The organism is Candidatus Pantoea edessiphila (genome assembly GCF_002933315.1).
Taxonomy (GTDB): domain Bacteria; phylum Pseudomonadota; class Gammaproteobacteria; order Enterobacterales; family Enterobacteriaceae; genus Pantoea_C.
On sequence record NZ_PDKT01000003.1, the window covers coordinates 40506 to 60313 of the forward strand.

The 19808-nt window shown below is 25.6% G+C and carries 20 protein-coding genes and 1 pseudogene; 13 read left to right on the top strand and 8 right to left on the bottom strand.

The features are described from left to right. Positions 1 to 112: 112 nt before the first annotated feature. From CRV12_RS02560 to hemW, 3 genes are read left to right on the top strand one after another with little or no spacing between them, the layout of a single operon-like run. Positions 113 to 928 (top strand): alpha/beta fold hydrolase, encoded by an 816-nt coding sequence (locus CRV12_RS02560; protein ID WP_136131077.1) that lies wholly within the window; start codon positions 113 to 115, stop codon positions 926 to 928. Between the two features lie 4 nt (positions 929 to 932). Continuing rightward, complete coding sequence (locus CRV12_RS02565) at positions 933 to 1631, top strand: YggS family pyridoxal phosphate-dependent enzyme (RefSeq protein WP_136131078.1); 699 nt, start codon at positions 933 to 935, stop codon at positions 1629 to 1631. Positions 1632 to 1680: 49 nt separating this feature from the next. Further along, positions 1681 to 2817, top strand: a complete 1137-nt coding sequence (gene hemW, locus CRV12_RS02570; RefSeq protein ID WP_136131079.1) for a radical SAM family heme chaperone HemW — start codon at positions 1681 to 1683, stop codon at positions 2815 to 2817. Positions 2818 to 2845: 28 nt separating this feature from the next. On the opposite strand, the gene trmB is transcribed toward hemW, so the two are convergent. Next, entirely contained in the window at positions 2846 to 3574 is a 729-nt protein-coding gene (gene trmB / locus CRV12_RS02575) for a tRNA (guanosine(46)-N7)-methyltransferase TrmB (RefSeq protein WP_136131080.1), read from the bottom strand. Positions 3575 to 3734: 160 nt separating this feature from the next. On the opposite strand from trmB, the gene CRV12_RS02580 reads away from it, so the two are divergent. Continuing rightward, a complete protein-coding gene (locus CRV12_RS02580) occupies positions 3735 to 3965 on the top strand; it encodes an oxidative damage protection protein (protein WP_136131081.1) in 231 nt (76 codons plus the stop codon). Positions 3966 to 4064: 99 nt separating this feature from the next. Here the strand turns inward: CRV12_RS02580 and ruvX are convergent, their stop codons facing one another. The 5 genes from ruvX to rsmD form a co-directional block, all read right to left on the bottom strand. Further along, a complete protein-coding gene (gene ruvX / locus CRV12_RS02585; RefSeq protein ID WP_136131082.1) occupies positions 4065 to 4517 on the bottom strand; it encodes a Holliday junction resolvase RuvX in 453 nt (150 codons plus the stop codon). Continuing rightward, positions 4510 to 5073: a YqgE/AlgH family protein gene (locus CRV12_RS02590; protein WP_136131083.1), complete on the bottom strand. Its 564-nt coding sequence runs from the start codon at positions 5071 to 5073 to the stop codon at positions 4510 to 4512. The genes ruvX and CRV12_RS02590 overlap by 8 nt, the downstream gene beginning before the upstream one ends. Before the next feature lie 75 nt (positions 5074 to 5148). Then, a complete protein-coding gene (gshB, locus tag CRV12_RS02595; protein WP_136131084.1) occupies positions 5149 to 6093 on the bottom strand; it encodes a glutathione synthase in 945 nt (314 codons plus the stop codon). A 330-nt stretch (positions 6094 to 6423) separates the two neighbouring features. Then, a complete protein-coding gene (gene hemB, locus CRV12_RS02600; RefSeq protein ID WP_136131085.1) occupies positions 6424 to 7404 on the bottom strand; it encodes a porphobilinogen synthase in 981 nt (326 codons plus the stop codon). A gap of 380 nt (positions 7405 to 7784) precedes the next feature. Next, positions 7785 to 8360 carry a 16S rRNA (guanine(966)-N(2))-methyltransferase RsmD gene (gene rsmD / locus CRV12_RS02605; RefSeq protein ID WP_136131086.1) on the bottom strand — a complete coding sequence of 192 codons (576 nt, stop codon included), beginning with the start codon at positions 8358 to 8360 and terminating at the stop codon, positions 7785 to 7787. Between the two features lie 282 nt (positions 8361 to 8642). Between rsmD and ftsY the strand changes: the two are divergent. Both ftsY and rpoH read left to right on the top strand, forming a co-directional pair. Next, a pseudogene (gene ftsY, locus CRV12_RS02610) lies at positions 8643 to 9554 on the top strand (signal recognition particle-docking protein FtsY); the annotation flags it as partial. 441 nt (positions 9555 to 9995) lie between these two features. Beyond that, positions 9996 to 10853 carry an RNA polymerase sigma factor RpoH gene (rpoH, locus tag CRV12_RS02615; RefSeq protein ID WP_136131088.1) on the top strand — a complete coding sequence of 286 codons (858 nt, stop codon included), beginning with the start codon at positions 9996 to 9998 and terminating at the stop codon, positions 10851 to 10853. A 194-nt stretch (positions 10854 to 11047) separates the two neighbouring features. Here the strand turns inward: rpoH and CRV12_RS02620 are convergent, their stop codons facing one another. Beyond that, positions 11048 to 11641, bottom strand: coding sequence for a YhgN family NAAT transporter (locus CRV12_RS02620; protein WP_136131089.1), 594 nt, complete (start codon positions 11639 to 11641; stop codon positions 11048 to 11050). 212 nt (positions 11642 to 11853) lie between these two features. Here CRV12_RS02620 and asd point away from each other — a divergent pair, with 212 nt between their 5' ends. Then, the gene (gene asd / locus CRV12_RS02625; protein ID WP_136131090.1) at positions 11854 to 12963 is read left to right on the top strand and encodes an aspartate-semialdehyde dehydrogenase; all 1110 of its coding nucleotides are present in this window, start codon (positions 11854 to 11856) and stop codon (positions 12961 to 12963) included. A 117-nt stretch (positions 12964 to 13080) separates the two neighbouring features. Here asd and CRV12_RS02630 read toward each other — a convergent pair whose 3' ends face one another. Next, a complete protein-coding gene (locus CRV12_RS02630; RefSeq protein WP_136131091.1) occupies positions 13081 to 13659 on the bottom strand; it encodes a NifU family protein in 579 nt (192 codons plus the stop codon). A gap of 203 nt (positions 13660 to 13862) precedes the next feature. Here CRV12_RS02630 and bioH point away from each other — a divergent pair, with 203 nt between their 5' ends. The 6 genes from bioH (at position 13863) to trpS (ending at position 19727) form a co-directional block, all read left to right on the top strand. Then, positions 13863 to 14618 carry a pimeloyl-ACP methyl ester esterase BioH gene (bioH, locus tag CRV12_RS02635; protein ID WP_241973768.1) on the top strand — a complete coding sequence of 252 codons (756 nt, stop codon included), beginning with the start codon at positions 13863 to 13865 and terminating at the stop codon, positions 14616 to 14618. Positions 14619 to 14788: 170 nt separating this feature from the next. After that, positions 14789 to 15352, top strand: a complete 564-nt coding sequence (gene nudE / locus CRV12_RS02640) for an ADP compounds hydrolase NudE (RefSeq protein ID WP_136131092.1) — start codon at positions 14789 to 14791, stop codon at positions 15350 to 15352. Positions 15353 to 15836: 484 nt separating this feature from the next. Next, on the top strand, positions 15837 to 16364 hold the full coding sequence (gene aroK / locus CRV12_RS02645) for a shikimate kinase AroK (RefSeq protein WP_136131093.1): 528 nt from the start codon (positions 15837 to 15839) through the stop codon (positions 16362 to 16364). A 21-nt stretch (positions 16365 to 16385) separates the two neighbouring features. Next, positions 16386 to 17477: a 3-dehydroquinate synthase gene (gene aroB / locus CRV12_RS02650; protein ID WP_136131094.1), complete on the top strand. Its 1092-nt coding sequence runs from the start codon at positions 16386 to 16388 to the stop codon at positions 17475 to 17477. 537 nt (positions 17478 to 18014) lie between these two features. Beyond that, a complete protein-coding gene (gene rpe, locus CRV12_RS02655; protein WP_136131095.1) occupies positions 18015 to 18683 on the top strand; it encodes a ribulose-phosphate 3-epimerase in 669 nt (222 codons plus the stop codon). Between the two features lie 48 nt (positions 18684 to 18731). Then, entirely contained in the window at positions 18732 to 19727 is a 996-nt protein-coding gene (gene trpS, locus CRV12_RS02660) for a tryptophan--tRNA ligase (protein ID WP_136131096.1), read from the top strand. Positions 19728 to 19808 lie beyond the last annotated feature (81 nt).

Genomic DNA, 19808 nt, shown 5'->3' on the forward strand with positions numbered 1-19808 from the left:
TAGGATATCAAAAAATAATAATATTTGATATATTATATTTAATAGATATTAATATTATAAAATATAAATATATATTATTATAAATTTATCAAAAATAAGAGATCATTAAATAATGAGCATATTTAAAAGTAAAGATAATCTTAATCTTTATTATAAAGATTGGGGAAACGGAGAACCAATTATATTCAGTCATGGTTGGCCTTTAAATGCTGACATGTGGGATATCCAAATGTATTTCCTAGCTAACAATGGTTATCGTGTCATTGCTTTTGATCGTCGCGGTTTTGGTCGTTCAGAACAACCATGGGTAAGTTATAATTATGATAATTTTTCTGATGATATTCATTGTTTAATTCAATATCTAAAATTACAAAACGTTACTTTAGTTGGTTTTTCTATGGGAGGAGGTGATGTATCACGTTATATTAGTAAATATGGCACAGATAAAATAAAAAAACTTGTTTTATTAAGTTCTGTAACACCTATGGTTAGTAAAACCAAAAATAATCCTAATGGTGTTGAAAAATCTGTATTCGATAGTATAAAATTAGAATTGTTAAAAGATAGACCGCAGTTCCTTAAAGAGTTTATAAAAACATTTTATGGTCATATGGTATCAGATGAAATAATTAATCAAACACTAAATATTGCCTTATTAGCTTCTATAAAAGCTACTATTGATTGTGTAACATCATTTTCTGAAACTAATTTTTATGATGATTTGACTAAAATTAATATTCCTACATTAATTATTCACGGAATTAATGATCAAATTTTACCATATCAATTTACAAGTGAATTGACACATAAACTTATATCAAATTCAAAATTAAAATTGTATAAAAACGGTCCACATGGATTTATATTTACACATCAAGATCAACTAAAAAAAGATCTTATTGCATTTTTAAAGGAACAAAAAATTTAATTTTATGATATCGATTCAATATAATTTAGAAAAAATAATAAAAAAAATATACAATATATCTTTATTACATAATCGTAATCCTAAAGAAATTAAAATACTAGCAGTAAGTAAAAATAAATCTATAAATGACATTTTAGAAGCTAAATCCTTCGGACAAATTAGGTTTGGAGAAAACTATGTACAAGAAAGTATCGAAAAAATTAAAATGTTAAAAATCTCACATCCCAATTTGGAATGGCATTTTATTGGTCCATTGCAGTCTAATAAAAGTCGTTTAGTAGCAGAAAATTTCTCTTGGTGTCAAACGATTGATAGAATTCATATTGCACAGAGATTAAACAAACAAAGACCGATATCACTACCTCCATTAAATGTATTAATTCAAGTTAATATTAGTAATGAAGATAAAAAATCTGGAATAATAATAAATGATGTTTTTGATATGGCAAAACAAATCATATCTTTACCTAATTTAAAATTACGTGGATTAATGGCTATTCCTAAAATAGAAAATGATTACAATAAACAATTAAATGAATATAAAAGAATGGTGCAAATATTTAAATATCTTAAATTACATTTTAATCATATTGATACTATTTCATTAGGTATGAGCAATGATATAGAAGCAGCGATTGTTGCAGGAAGTACAATGTTACGTATTGGTACTGCAATATTTGGTATTAGAAATAATCTTAAATAAAGATAAAAAATATTATTAATATTTTTTATATATTATATTATTCAGATAAATGTATTATTTACCTCCATTAAGCCTTTATATCCATATTCCTTGGTGTATAAAAAAGTGTTACTATTGTGACTTTAATTCTCATGAATTAACAAAACAGGTATCTTATATTGATTATATAAATCATTTGTTGTTGGATCTTAAAAATGATTTTTATTTAATTAGTAATAGAGAAATATATACCATTTTTATTGGAGGAGGAACACCAAATTTAATTGATATAAATTCAATGGATATTTTAATTAATGGTATTAGAAAAATTTTAAATTTTTCAGAAAATATAGAAATTACTATAGAAATAAATCCAGGTATCACTAATGATAATATATTATCTTTTTACAAAAATGTTGGAATTAATCGAATTTCAATTGGTGCACAAAGTTTTAATATAAATCATTTAAAATCTTTAGGACGTATTCATAATCCAAAAGACATAAAAAATACAATAGAATTAGTTAAAAAATTTGAATTAAATAATTTTAATATTGATTTAATGTATGGTTTACCAAATCAATCTATTAAAGAAGCTATAAATGATTTATACCAAACTATCTCATTAAACCCTTCACATATATCTTGGTATCAACTGACTATTGAACCTAATACATTTTTCAGTTCTCAATGTATTGATTTACCTAATGAAAAAATATTATTGAGTATATTTCAAAAAGGACATTCTTTGTTAAGAAAAGCTGGCTATCAGCAATATGAAATTTCAAATTATTCTAAGCCAAATTATTTTTGCAAACATAATCTTAATTATTGGTATTTCGGAGATTATATTGGTATTGGTTGCGGTGCACATGGAAAAATAACTCAACCAGATGGTCAAACTTTACGTACTATAAAAAACCGTCATCCTAAAAAATTTATGAAAGGGTTATATCTTAGTAGAAAATATTTTATTTCTGAAAATGATAAACCCTTTGAATATTTTATTAATAGATTTCGTTTGACATCAGCTGTATGTCGTAAAGAATTTGAATTCTCAACTGGCTTAAAAGAAAATTTTATTCGTGCACACATGGATATAGCAATAGAAAAAGGCTATATATTTGAAACAAAAGAAAATTGGCAATTAAGTAAAAAAGGTAAATTATTTCTTAATGATTTATTAGAATTATTTATTATAGATTAATGAAATATCTATTTTTAAATTGATTAAATCATTTTATTTTTTCAAAAATTAACTCATAAATTTTATTTCCTAAAATTTGTCCACGTTTTTCAAATTTAGTAATTGGACTACTATCATTTTTATTATAATCTTTTAAAGATCTATTTTTGTAATTAGTTGTATTATTTATAATTTTAATTATATAAAATGCATATTTTTCACAATCTGTTATTATATGAAATAAGGCACCATATAAGTTAAGTTTTTGTGTTACTAGATTAATAAATGGCAAATTTACAATTCTACGTTTATGATGGCAAGTTTTTGGCCATGGATCAGGAAAAAATAATTGCAATCTATGTATTGAATTATCAGGTATCATTTTTTCTAATACTTCAACTATATCGTGATATATAAGACGTAAATTTTTAATTTCTGCTGTTTTTGCTTCAATAAGACAATTGCAAATACCCGGTAGATATGTTTCTACTCCTAAAAAATTTTGGTCAGAATTATTTCTCGCCATATTAACTAAATTACTGTCCATACCGAATCCAATATCTAAAACTAATAATTTATCAGAACCAAATAATTCAGATAAATTTATTAATTTTGATTGAAACTCAATACCTATTGACGCCCAGTAATCATCCAGTGCTAATTGTTGATTATTAGTTAATTTTTTTCTGCGATGTACAAAACTACGAATTCTAGGATAGAATGAATTATTATAAATTTTACTGCTTTTATTTTTTAATGAAAAAATGTTATCAATCATAAAAACATTCAGTATAAAAATTTGTATAAAATGATTAATATTATAATAATATTACATGTGATACAAAAGTATTTTTTACATAAAAAATACTTTAACTATTAATTTATTTAAATTATCATATTGATATCAATTCATTATCAAATAAGGTATAAAAATTATAATGAGTCGTACTGTTTTTTGTGCTTTCTTACAATGTCAATCTGAAGGGTTAGATTTTCAAGTTTATCCTGGTAGTATTGGTAAACGTATTCACAATGAAATTTCAAAAAAAGCTTGGCAACAATGGATAAATAAACAAACTACATTAATTAATGAAAATAAACTTAACTTAATTAATCAAAACGATCGTAAATTTTTAGAAAATGAAATGATTAAATTTCTATTTAAGTAGTGTATTTTTAATTTACACCAAGATATCAATATAATCTATATATGTTATCTAATCTATATTGGTATATGAATATTATAGCTAAATTTTTAATTTAATATTTTATTTATATGTTAAAATATCTTTTGAAAGATATGCAGTTATCCAATCTTGTAAAATAATTGCAGCAGATTTAGAATCAATTGAACTTCTTACTAAATTACGATATCCTCCGTATCTAAATAGTTCTGAACGTGCTTCTTTTGTACTTAAACGTTCGTCCTGCATACAAATTTGAATATTAAATCTATCACATAAATAATTAGCAAATTTTCTAGCACAGTCAGTAAAACATTGGTCTGTTCCATCCATATTTAATGGTAAACCAACTACAAGTAAACTTGGTTGCCATTCCTTTATTAATTTTTCAATTTGTAGCCAATTTGGTATTCCATTCTTTACCCTTATAGTATCAATAGGATGTGCTGTACCAGTAACTAACTGTCCAATTGCAACACCAATATTATTAGAACCAAAATCAAATCCTAGTATAATTTTTGTCAAAAATTTAGGCATGTCCTGTGTCACTAGAAATATTATTTATGTTCACTCCAATGCTTAAAGCTGCTTTACTCCAGCGTTCAGATATTGGAGTTTGAAATAAAATTATATTACTTGCAGGCATAGTTAACCAAGAATTTGTCATTATTTCATTTTCTAATTGATTTTTTTCCCACGCACAATAGCCAAGTGAAACTAAGATATCACTTGGTTGTAAATGCGAACCAATAATCTCTAATACATCTTTTGATGTTGTAATAACAACAGTCTCAGAGATATATATACTGTTATTAAAAATACGCTGTGCAGAATGTAATATAAATCCTCTATCTTCAGCTAATGGACCTCCGCTAAAAACTGGTTTATCAATTTTTATATTATGATCTCTATCATCTATAGAAATTTTTAATTTTTTAAGTATATCTTCTATAGTTAAGTTTTTTATAGGTTTATTGATAATTAATCCCATTGCCCCATTTTCATTATGTTCACAAATATATATAACAGAACGCTTAAAAAATGGCTCATTTAATGAAGGCATAGCAATTAAAAAATGATGTTGTAAATTCATTATTACATAATATACCAAAATTCATCTAGTACAATATTAATACAAGTGCTGAATTGTAAATTACAGTTCCTATAATCAATACAAGAGCTTTTCAATTGCATTCATCAATATGGAAGTAATTGAAATTGGAAAGGCTGATTCAATTTGACAAACACCAGTGGGGCTAGTTACATTAATTTCTGTAAGTTTATTACCAATAATATCTAATCCAACAAAAATTAAACCTCTCTTTTTTAAATCTACACCAATTTTTTTAGCAATTTTTAAATCACTTTGACTGAGGAGTTTTATTTCACTATGACCACCGGCTATAAGATTGGCTCTATGTTCTCCTTGTTTAGGCATTCTAACTAAACAATAAGGCATTGGTTCTCCATCTACTACTAAAACTCGTTTATCGCCATATTTAATATCCGGAATATATTCTTGTGCTGTACAAAATATACTACCATCTTTAGTTAACGTTTCTATAACCACTGAAAAATTAAGATCATTATTTTTTAAATAAAAAACAGATTTACCACCCATATTATCCAGTGGTTTTACTACTATATCATTATGTTTCTTCCAAAAATGTTGTAACTGTTTTTTATTACAAGTCACTAAAGTACTAGGAGTGAATTCGTTAAACCATGATATATATAATTTTTCATTACAATCTCTCAAACTTTGTGGTTTATTTATAATTACAGTGCCCAATTTTTCAGCGTATTCTAAGATATATGTTGCATAAATATATTGCATATCAAATGGTGGATCTTTACGCATCATAATTACGTCAAGATCAGAAAGTTTAATATTTTGTTTTTTATCAAATTTATACCAATTTTCTTTATTATTTTGTACATCTAATAAACAAGCATTTGCATAAGCTGTATTTTCACGTATAGAAAGATCATTTATTTCCATGTAATAAATTTTATAATGACGTCTTTTTGCTTCTAATAAAATAGCAAAAGTAGTATCTTTTTTTATATTAATAGAAGAAATTGGATCCATTAATATGCCAAGTTTAATCATTATTATCTCCTTAGAGAGATTTAATATATAAAATTATTTTTTAATACGTGTATAAAATCAATATAACTATTTAGTTAGATACTTTTAAAATTAAGTATAAAAACATTTAATGAATTTTAATTCACATTAGTTAATGTAATAACGTAAATCAAAAATAATTTCAGTTGACTTGCATAAAAAATAATTGAATTATTTTTTATTGTAACATAATTAAAAATTATGCTATTTTTAATAAAATATTAATTAATAACAATAAAATTATTATATCAAGATTATTTTAACATTTAAATAATTAACATTAATCATGTTGCAAACAATAAAAATCAATTTTCATTGAATAATTTTTTTTTCAGCTAGATCAAGAGTAAAATAACTAAAAATAAGATCGGCACCAGCTCGTTTAATTGCACCTAAACTTTCTAGTATTGCTTTATATTCATCTATTGCACCTGCCTGAGCGGCAAATTTAATCATAGAATATTCTCCACTTACTTGATATGCAGCCAAAGGTATTTCTGTTTTTTCACGTATATCACGCAAAATATCTAGATAAGCACCTGCTGGTTTTACCATGAGTACATCTGCACCTTCGATAACATCAATTAAAGATTCTCGAATTGCTTCTCTGCGGTTCATTGGATTTATTTGATAGGTATTCCGGTCTCCTATAAAATTAATTCCAGTTGCTTCACGGAAAGGACCATAAAAAGAAGATGAAAATTTAGTAGAATAAGAAATAATAGCAGTTTGAGTAAAACCAGATAAATCCAAAGATCTACGTATATTTTGCACTTGTCCATCCATAGAGGCTGATGGAGCAATAAAATCAACTCCAGCTGCTGCTGCTACTACTGCTTGTTTACACATATTTATTAATGTTTTATCATTATCTATATTATCATTATGTATTACACCACAATGTCCATGAGTAGTATATTGGCAGAAACAATTATCAGATATTAAGATTATTTCTGGGACGATGTTTTTGCATATATGAATAATACGCGACATTAGACCTTTTTCATTCCATGTATCACTTCCTATATCATCAACCTTATGAGAGATACCAAACAATAGTACTACTTTAATACCTGCATTAGCTATACGCTCTATTTCATAGGCTAATTTTTTTTCAGGAATTCGCATGATTCCCGGCATACTTGATATTTCTTTATAGTCATGTAAATCTTCTTCTATGAAAATTGGATAAGCTAATTTATTTAGACTAAGATTAACTTCTTGAAATATTTGACGTATTAAAACATTTGCACGTAGTCTTCTTGGACGATGTATTAATTTAATAAATTTCATATGAATTGTTTTATAATATATTAAATTAAAATTATAACACTTTAATAAATAATTTTTTATAAATTACTGCTATACTAGTGCTATGTTTAGGGCTATGTTCAAATAGTATACTATAACCATTTAAATAATATTATTGATGCTTTGAAAAAATATTTATAAAATAATATATTACAAAACTTATAGTTTATTATATTTACAAATAATTTCGTGTTTTTTAAATATAAATGTATCAAATAATAATATTTGCTAGTTCAAATTTAATATGACAATAACAACTCATATAAAAAATGATATTACCTGCTAGTTTATTTAATGCGTTTAAAGCTTAAAATTTTATTTGATTTGTTTAATGTTGTTTTAAGATATTAGTTAATAATGTTTTATTTAATTTGATACAAAGAATACATTACTTTTCCAGCAGTTTTTTTATGACATAAACTCCAATTTTTTGGTATGTTTATTGTTATAGCGTTTATCTTGTTTTCAATATATATAAGAGAAGAACTACTTAACCAACCATTTCTATTCAGTAAATATACAGTTTTATTTATTAAATTATTCTTAAATGGTGGATCAATAAACACTATATCGAATGGTGTACCTTTTCTTTTTAGCCATAACAAAGTATCTGTTTGTATAATTTCACTATTAATAACCTTAAATCTATTAAGGTTATTTTGTAGTTGTTTTACTATGGAAAAATTTAATTCTAGCATTATCACATAATTTGCATATCTTGATATTGCTTCAAATCCAAGTGATCCACTACCTGCAAAACAATCCAGACAATTAGATTTTTCAATTACAGGAGTTAGCCAATTAAATAAAGTTTCCCTAATTCTATCTGTAGTAGGACGTAATTCATTTTTATTTAATACAGGTAATCTATGTCTTTTCCATTGACCTCCAATAATACGAATATAACCAGAACGATAATTATTATAAAATTTTTTCATTGAGATATTTATTATGATAATATGTAATTGAAAATGTTAAGACAACATGAATGAAAAAGAAATACAAAAATTATATTTTTGTTATTAATATCGGAGATATTCAATATAATGGTAAAAAAAAATAGTTCTTTTTTTTCTTGGTTAGGATTAAAAAAAGATAAAGAAACACAAACATCGTTTGCTAAAAAAATAAATAATGATAATTTAATGACAAAACAGCCAGAAAAAATTATAGAGATTAACGAAAAAAATCAAAATATAAAAATAAATAATACTAAAGAAAAACAAGGATTATTTGCACGTTTAAAACATAGCCTTATAAGAACACGTCAAAATTTAACATTGAATTTAATGAAATTATTTCATGGGAAATCAGTAAATGATGATTTATTTGAAAAATTGGAAGAACAACTATTAATAGCAGATGTTGGCATAGAAACTACTAAAACAATTATTGAAAGATTATCTCAACAAGTAAATCTAAAAAGTATATATGATTCAAAAGATCTTTTTAATTTATTAAAAACTGAGTTAACTAGTATGCTTGAAGTAACAGATAATTCACTTAAAATAAACAAAAACAAACCTTTTGTTATATTAGTAGTAGGAGTCAATGGCGTTGGAAAAACAACTACTATTGGTAAATTAGCTTACCATTATAGTAAATTAGGTAAATCAGTTATTTTAGCAGCAGGAGATACATTTCGTGCAGCCGCTGTTGAACAATTACAATTTTGGGGTAAAAAAAATAAAATTTCGGTAATTTCACAAAATATCGGAGCTGACTCTACTTCTGTAATTTTTGATGCTATACAATCTGCTAAATCTCGTGAAATAGATATCATAATTGCAGATACTGCTGGACGTCTTCATAACAAATTGCAACTTATGGAAGAATTGCAAAAAACTATTCGTGTAATAAAAAAGCTAGATATATCTGCACCTCATGAAATAATGTTAATTATAGATGCTAATACTGGTCAAAATGCTGTTGCGCAAGCTAAATTATTTCATCAATATATTAATGTAACAGGAATTACAATTACAAAATTAGATGGTACTGCAAAAGGTGGTGTGATATTCTCTATAGCTAACCAATTAAATATACCAATTAGATTTATTTGTATAGGAGAAACAGTAGAAGATATTAGACTTTTTAAGTCTAGAGAATTTATTGAAGCAATATTTTCTTAAGTTTAAACTAGAGTAAAAATTTCAAATAAACATTTATAATTAAAATTATATTTCTTTAAAATGATATAAAATTTTATTTACAGATTTACTCACTGTTTTACTGATGATATAATCCACTATTATAAATGATAGCTATTTTATTTATGTAAAATTTTCATATCAATTGATATATTTATGCAACAAAAATTTTCTAATTTTAGTTTGTTTTCTCTAAAATTAGAAACTTGTCGTTTCCTGTAATATTTCTATTATTATCAACTATAATGTATTGTATATTATCATATTATTCTCAATATCAGTTTATTATTTAAGATTTTATCATTAAAATAATTAAAAAACTGTAAAACGATCAATATGTCATTAATTATTATATAATTTTTATAAAAATATTTATATTAAATAATCAATACCTATTTTCCATTAGTTCAAAAAGGAGTTTTAATGATAAAAAAAACACCGGTTTTAAATATAGCTCCATTAGGTAATTTAGATTCTTATATCCAAGCTGCTAATATTCTCCCTATGTTATCAGCAGAAGAAGAAAGAAATTTAGCCCAACAATTACATTATCATGGTGATCTAAAATCAGCTAAGATATTAATTTTATCACATTTACGTTTTGTAGTGCATATAGCTCGTAATTATTCTGGTTATGGATTACCGCAAGCTGATTTAATCCAAGAAGGAAATATTGGTTTAATGAAAGCTGTAAGAAGATTTAATCCAGAAGTTGGTGTTAGACTTGTTTCATTTGCTGTGCATTGGATTAAAGCTGAAATTCATGAATATGTTTTACGTAATTGGCGTATTGTAAAGGTAGCTACTACTAAAGCACAAAGAAAACTATTTTTTAATCTTCGTAAAACCAAGAGACATTTAGGATGGTTCAATCAAGATGAAGTAGAAATGGTAGCACGTGAGTTAGGTGTAAGTAGTAAGGATGTACGAGAAATGGAATCACGTATGGCAGCTCAGGATATGACTTTTGATTTGTTTAATAGTGATGAAAACAATGATGATAAATCAATGGCACCAGTACTTTATTTACAAGATAAAACTTCTGATTTTGCTAATTATATTGAAGAAAATAATTGGGAATTACATGCTGCAGACAAATTAAGTTATGCCTTAGAAAGTTTAGATGAACGTAGTAGATATATAATACGTACTCGTTGGCTTGAAGAGGATAATAAAACAACTCTTCAAGAACTGGCTAATAAATATGGTGTATCAGCAGAAAGAGTACGTCAGTTGGAAAAAAATGCAATGAAAAAGCTTAGAGTAGCCATTGAATCATAAACATATAATATATGTAATTAATTTCTTTAATTTTGATAAAACACCATATTTACTAACTGTTTAGCAACTAATTCAAAAAAATCATTTCAGAATAGTCAAACTATTTTTGAATTTATATTCATAATAGTTTAATTATGTACTTCAACAAAAAACTTAATGGATATATCAAAGTTTGTATTTTATTATAGATAAATCTATAATTTCAAATAAACTCTGATACCATCTAAAAACATCTGTGTTGCTAACATAACTAATACTAATCCCATAAGACGTTCCAATGCATTAACACCTTTTTCTCCTAAGATACGTAAAAACAATTCTGAAAGTAATAAAATTATCAATGTGATTAACCAGGCTATTAATATAGAAATTATAATAATATGCATTTGATTAAAATACTGATGTGCTAACATCATTAAAGTGGCTAATAATGATGGACCAGCAACTAATGGAATAGCTAAAGGCACTAAAAATGGTTCTTCACCAGCTGGTAATCCTGTATTATTATCTTCAGGTGACGGAAAAATCATTTTAATAGCTATTAAAAATAAAATAACACCACCAGAAATTGATACTGATTCTGTACGTAAATTTAAAAAATTTAAGATTGTTTCTCCAGAAAACAAAAATAATAATATAATGATTAAAGAAATAATCATTTCACGAATTAATATTATTTGTCTTCGCTTGGGTTCTATATATTTTAAAATTGACATAAAAATAGGTAAGTTACCTAATGGATCCATTATTAATAACAAAAGTATTGTGACAGAAATTATCTCATTCATTGAATATACACCTTGATTGTGAATATAATTTATTATTAGTTGATATCCTATAGCACTTTTTTTAAATAAATTTTATTTGTTGAAATTAATACAATGTATCAAGTACTATCTCTTCGTAAATCTAATTATTACACATAGCTAAGTAAAATTAACACTTTGGTGTTTATTTTAAAAGAAATTAGTAATTTAAATAATTTAAAAATGGATATAATATGAAAAATGTAGGTTTTGTTGGTTGGCGTGGTATGGTTGGCTCAGTATTAATGTCTCGTATGATAGAAGAAAATGATTTTAGTATTATTAATTCTATTTTTTTTTCTACATCTCAAAAAGGAGAATTAGCTCCAAATTTTGGAGGTTACTACAATAATATTCTTCAAGATGCTTTTGATATAAAAATCTTAAGAAACTTAGATATTATTATTACATGTCAGGGCAGTGAATACACTAGAAAAATTTATCCAAAATTAAAAAATACGGGTTGGACAGGATATTGGATAGATGCTGCCTCTGTATTACGTATGAATCATGATGTAATCATCTCTCTTGATCCAGTTAATTATAATATAATCTGTCAAGGTATAGATAGTGGTATTAAAACTTTTGTTGGTGGTAATTGTACTGTAAGTTTGATGTTGATGTCATTAGGTGGTTTGTTTTCTCAAAAATTAATTGATTGGATATCAGTAGCAACTTATCAAGCTGCATCTGGTAGTGGTGCTCGTCACATGAAAGAATTATTAATACAAATGGGTTTAATCTACAATTATGTATCACAATCTTTAAATAATCCAGCAGCACTAATTTTAGACATTGAACGTAAAATAAGTGATTTTGTTAAATCTGGTTCTTTACCAGTAGATAATTTTGGTGTACCTTTGGCAAATAGTTTAATTCCTTGGATAGATAAAAAATTAGATAATGGTCAAAGTCGAGAGGAATGGAAAGGTCAAGCAGAAACAAATAAAATTCTTTCTAACAAAACAATAATTCCAGTTGATGGATTATGTGTTCGTATTGGAACATTACGTTGTCATAGTCAAGCATTTACTATTAAACTAAATAAAGACGTATCATTAAAAGAAATTGAACAAATTTTAGCATCACATAATCCATGGGTCAAAGTAATACCTAATGAGCCTGATGAAACAAAGCTTTATTTAACTCCATCTGCAGTAACCGGTACATTACTTACGCCAATCGGTCGTTTAAGAAAACTTAATATGGGATCAAAATATTTTTCTGCTTTTACTGTTGGTGATCAATTATTATGGGGTGCAGCAGAACCTATACGACGTATGTTGCGTTTATTAATAGATTAATTTCATATCTTGTTAAAACATAAGAAATTAAATAATATTCTTTCCGATGCACATCATTATTTTTATGCACTATTTTCAATAAATTTTATGATCTTTTTAAATAATTAAATCTTTACATTAAAAATAGGAGTGTCTTCCATGCAAATGTTCAGTAACATCAATAACACCTTTTAAAGATGGAAAAGCTGATAATAGTTCTTTTTCTACACTATCCTGTAATGTAAAATTAATCATTGCACATCCATTACATCCTCCTCCAAATTTAAGTACAGCATAGCTATCTTCAGTAATTTCAACTAAAGACACGTACCCTCCGTGTTCAGATAATCTTGGATTAATCTGTGTTTGTAATAAACGTTCAATATGTTTATTAATTGGTGCATCTTCAGGTAGTTTATATTCTTTAGTAGCATTTGGAGCTTTTAAAGTTAATTGAGATCCAAATTTGTCAACAATTAAATCTATTTCTGCTGCCTTTAAATACGGTAAACTTAATGGATCAATATAAACAGATAAATTTTCAAAATTCAATTCAGTATCTGTATCTCTAATATTATGTAATTGACAATAAGAAACACTACATTCAGCATTAGGCATACCAGGATTAGTTACAGATATACGAATTTGTGTACCATGTTCTTGTTTTTTTAGTAATTTTAAAAAATGTTTTTTTGCAGAATTACTTATTTTAATCATTTTACATTACTCAATGTTTATATATTAAGTTAAATTAATTATGAGTATATTTATTTTAATGCATAAATGACACATTAAAATTATGTATTATATTTTATATAATATAAATAATAAATAATTATTTAGTGAAAATTTGTCATTGTAAAAATAAAATTATCAATGTAGCATTAATTAATTTATTTTAACTTTCAATGATTATTTAAATGTATTGGTATACTTGTGGAAAAGGCAATATAGATCTAGTTTTAATACATGGATGGGCACTTAATTCAGAAGTATGGAATTGTATTATACCTTTTTTAAGAAAAAAATTTCGCTTACATTTAGTTGATTTACCAGGTTATGGACGTAGTCAAAGTTTTAATAATTTAAATTTAAATGATTTAGCGAAAAGTCTAATACCATTTATACCTCCTAAAGCAGTTTTGATTGGTTGGTCTTTAGGAGGGTTAGTAGCTATGAAATTAGCTTTGATTGAGTCAATAAATCTAGGTGGCATTATCACCGTATCATCATCACCTAAATTTATTGCTACAGATTCTTGGCCAGGTATAAAATTGGAAGTATTGCAAAATTTCCAATATTATTTTCAGAAAAATTTAAAGCGATCGGTAGAACGTTTTTTAATATTGCAAACATCAAGTTCGAAACAACTCAATTTAGATATATTAAAATTAAAAAAAGCGATATTTACTCAACCTATTCCATCCAGTGAAGTACTGAATGATGGATTAAAAATATTAATTGTTACAGATATGCGCAAAGAATTAGTATCAATTAAAATACCGTTTTTACGTATTTATGGTGCTCTAGATAGTTTAGTACCTCGCGATATCGTACCAATGATAGATAAACTAATTCCAGCATCATCTTCTATGATTATTAAAAAAGCAGCACATGCTCCTTTTGTTTCTCATCCTGATACATTTTGTAAATATATTTCTGAATTTTTAATATAAATAAGAAATTAAAATATAATATTTATTATTACTTAACATTAAAATACGATAAAAATTAATATGAATTGATTACTTTTAATTATAGGTTCGTTTTTAACAGACAAACAAAGTATGAACTGATAATTTATTTTATCATTAAACTAGCAATATTATAAATTTTAATATTAAAAATGAAAAAAATCAAAAAACCTAAAATTATTAATGTAAAAACTGTAGCTTACTCTAAATTGTTTAAAATCCAATCAGTAGATTTAATTTTTAACAACGGTAAGCATCGTGTTTATGAACGCATTAAATCATCTAATCTTGAAACAGTTATAATTGTACCTGTTATCAATAATCATTTAATCTTGATTCAAGAATATGCAGTCAGTCTGGAAGATTATACACTTGGTTTCCCTAAAGGTCTAATTAATTCAGGTGAATCAATACAAGAAGCTGCAAATCGTGAACTTAAAGAAGAAATAGGGTTTGGTTCCACTAAACTAGAAATAGTTGGTAAATTGACTATTGCGCCATCTTATCTTTACAGTATCAATAATATCGTATTAGCTGAAGATCTTTATGAAAAAAAATTACAAGGAGATGAACCAGAATTCATGATAAAACATCAATGGCCTATAGATAAGATGATGAAATTATTAACAGAACCAAGTTTTTGTGAAGCACGTAATGTAAGTGCTTTATTTCTTATACGAGAAAGTTTAATAAAAAAGGGCCGTATTAATTATTAATTGTTTCCTAATACATAAAATATAAATAATACTTTACAAAATAAATATTTTTATTTGAATTTCCAACTAAAATAATATTATAACATAGCTTTTTATATGTCATATTATTAATTATATTCGCAAAAATATAGATTATATATGGTTAATATTAATATAACAATGTATTGATAAAATAAAACTAGTATTTTCTTGTTATTTTTTATTTATATTATTGAATATATATTCAAAACAAAACTTATAAAAAATTAATATTTTATAAATAATGCTATGAATATAAAAATCAATATGTCATAATAAAGAACTGTGAGTCATTTCAAATGATTAACTTTATTCATAGATAATTTGAACTGATTAACAGAATAGATTCAATTTTTTTCAAAAATGGTAAAAATTTTTGACAATAATTGTATTTCAATTCTTTTATCTTACCAGCAATTATATATGCTGGATATCATTAACAAACCTTTATATAATATCAAAAAAAATGGCAGAGAAACGTAATATCTTTCTAGTTGGACCAATGGGTGCTGGAAAAAGCACGATTGGCCGTCATTTAGCTAATCAGCTAAATATGGATTTTTTTGATTCAGATCAAGAAATTGAAAGACGTACTGGAGCAGATATAACATGGGTTTTCGATGTTGAAGGAGAAAACGGTTTTCGTGATCGAGAAGAAAAAATTATAAATGAACTCACTGAAAAGCAAGGTATTATTCTTGCAACTGGAGGAGGTTCTATAAAATCACAAAAAACTCGTAATCGTCTGTCTGCTCGTGGTATAATTGTTTATTTAGAAACAACAGTAGAAAAACAGTTATCACGTACACAACGTGATAAAAAACGTCCTTTATTACAAGTAAATTTATCACCTATTCAAATACTTACTACTTTGGCCCAAGAACGAAATCCTTTATACAGAGAAATAGCTGATATTACAGTTAGCACTGATCATCAAAGCACAAAAATTGTAGCAAATCAAATTATTCATATGTTAGAAAAAGAAATAATATAAAAATCAAAATAGGTTTTTTATATGAAAAAAATTAATATTTCATTGGGAAAGAGAAGTTATAAAATTATTATATCTTCTGATAGATTTAATGATATATGTTCTTTTTTACCTTTAAGACCTGGTGATAATGCTATGATAATCACTAATCAAACTTTGTCTCCCATGTACTTAAATAAATTTATATCATTAATGAAAAAATCAAAAATAGAGGTCGATTATATAACCATAGCTGATGGTGAACAATATAAAACTCTTGAAACTATTAATTATATAATAGGTATTTTGCTAAAAAGATCACATGATCGTAATACTACTTTAATTTCATTTGGAGGAGGTGTTATCGGTGATATTACTGGTTTTGTTGCCGCTATCTATCAAAGAGGTGTGCGCTTTATTCAAATACCAACAACCTTACTTGCTCAAGTAGACGCTTCTGTAGGTGGGAAAACAGGCGTAAATCATATGTTAGGCAAAAATATGATAGGCGCATTTCATCAGCCTATATCAGTAATTATAGATACTAATTTTTTATTATCTTTGCCTCCACGTGAATTCAGTTCAGGATTAGCGGAAGTAATTAAATATGGAATTATTTTAGATGCTTCATTTTTTCAGTGGATTGAAAAAAATATTGATTTGCTAATGGCATTAAATAAAGATACAATTTCTTATTGTATTAGTAAATGCTGTGAATTAAAAGCTGATATAGTATCTAATGATGAATATGATTTTGGTCGTCGTTCAATTTTAAATTTAGGTCACACATTCGGACATGCTATTGAGGCACACATGGGTTATGGTTCATGGCTGCATGGTGAAGCTATATCTGTTGGTATAGTAATGGCTATACGTACATCAGAACGTTTAGGACAATTTAATACGAAAGATATTAATAGAATTATTAATTTGCTACAACGTGCTAAATTACCAATATATGGTCCTGTAGAAATGATGTCTAAAGATTATTTACCTTATATGATACGTGATAAAAAAGTAATATCAGGAAAATTAAAGTTAATTTTGCCTTCATCAATTGGTGTCGCTGAGGTAAAAAACAATATACCTTATGAATTAGTATTAGATGTAATCAACAAGTGTCAAAATATCTGTTAATTATTGAATAATAATTAGATGAATTAATAAATATAACTTAATAAACTAATTATCTATTTTAGTTTAGATTATTTTTTATCATTTGGATCATTATTCCAACTACATGTAACATAAAAACTTTTTATATTGGAATATAATGCAAAGTGAATTTGATTAAAGTAAACATTTTTCATTATTTATTTTAATTAACTAATTATTTAATAGTTAGTTATAATTAATCGAAAATTATTTAATTGTTTCATATTATTGTATTCTAGTACCAAATAGAAATTTAGTGTGCAATTTCTATGTATTTTTAAAATAATTATTTTGTTTCATTAAAAATTTTCAAAAACTACCTATAGAATAAATAATTGATTAATAATAAAATTAATTACTTATTCTATAAGAATAGAATCCAATTGATGATATCATGTTATAAATATTAAATTGTAATGTTATATTAAAAATTCGAATTTTATATGGTTTTTTCTTTACTAAAAAATCAATAATTTTTAATTAGTTTAATTCAAATATTGATTTAACTAGGATATTTAGATGAAAAAATATTTATTAGCTCCATCAATACTTTCAGCTAATTTTGCTAATTTAGGTAAAGATATTGAAGAAGTCTTAATATCTGGAGGAGATGTAATTCACTTTGATGTTATGGACAATCACTATGTACCTAATCTTACTGTAGGCCCAATAGTTTTACAATCTTTACGTAAACATGGTATTTCTGTACCTATCGATGTGCATCTGATGATAAAACCTGTAGATACATTAATACCTATTTTTGCTCAGGCAGGTTCTAATTATATTACATTCCACCCGGAAGCTAGTGAACACATTGATAAAACATTACAAATAATCAAAGAAAATGGTTGCAAGGCTGGATTAGCATTAAACCCTACTACTTCACTTAATTATCTTGATTATGTAATGGATAAATTAGATATAATCTTATTGATGTCAGTAAATCCAGGATTTGGCAATCAGTGTTTTATTCCTAATACATTGAAAAAAATAAGTGAAGCACGAAAAAAAATAGATAATAGTGGATGTGATATCATACTTGAAGTAGATGGTGGTATAAAAATAGACAATATTGGTCAAATTTCTAAATTTGGAGCTAATATGTTTGTTATAGGATCCGCTCTTTTTAATAGTCATGATTATAAAACAGTTATCAATGATATGCGTAAAGAAATAGAAACATCATGAATTTATTTTTGAGTTAGTTTTTGTTTCCCTAATTATTAGGATTTAATTATGGAAAAATTTACAGTTTTTAGTGCTGTTCAACCATCTGGTCAGTTAACTATAGGTAATTATTTAGGTGCGATCCGTCAATGGGTTCAAATACAGGATAAGTTTGATTGTATATATTGTGTTGTAGATTTACATACCTTAACTGTTCGTCAAGATCCAAATATATTGAAAAATTCAGTTCTAGATACATTAGCTCTATATTTAGCATGTGGTATTGATCCGAATAAAAGTATTATTTTTCTTCAATCTCAAGTAGTAGAACATACTCAACTAAATTGGATTTTGAGTTGTTTTTGTTATTTTGGTGAACTTAGTCGCATGACACAGTTTAAAAATAAACTTATTTATGAAAATCACATAAATGCAGGTGTATTCAATTATCCAATATTAATGGCTTCTGATATATTATTATATCAAACTAATCAAGTACCTGTTGGCGTAGATCAAAAACAACATATAGAACTAAGTCGTCGTATTGCACAACGTTTCAATAATATTTATGGAGATGTTTTTAGTATTCCAGAACCCATGATTCCAAAAACTGGTGCAAAAATTATGTCTCTTACAGAATTAAATAAAAAAATGTCTAAATCAGATTTGAATAATAATAATATTATTGGTCTTTTAGAAGATCCAAAATCGATAACAGAAAAAATCAAGCATGCAATTACTGATTCTGACAATCCTCCTATAATTCGTTATGATATCAAACAAAAAGCTGGTATTTCCAATTTATTAGATATACTATCGGCAATAACAGGAAAAGATATCACAGATTTAGAAAAAGATTTCAAAGGAAAAATGTATAGCCAACTAAAGCTTGTTGTTTCAAATGAAATTATTTTAATGTTATCTAGTCTTCAAGATCGTTACCATTATTATCGCAATAATACATCATTTCTTAAACAAGTAATATACGAAGGTGCTAATAAGGCAGAATTCAAAGCAAAAAAAACAATTAAAAAGGTTTATGAAGCAATAGGGTTTTGTTGTTAATATTGCAGATATTGATCTAACTTAAATATGAATTTATATTTTAAATAATTATCATAAGTTTAATTAAAATACATCAAAATT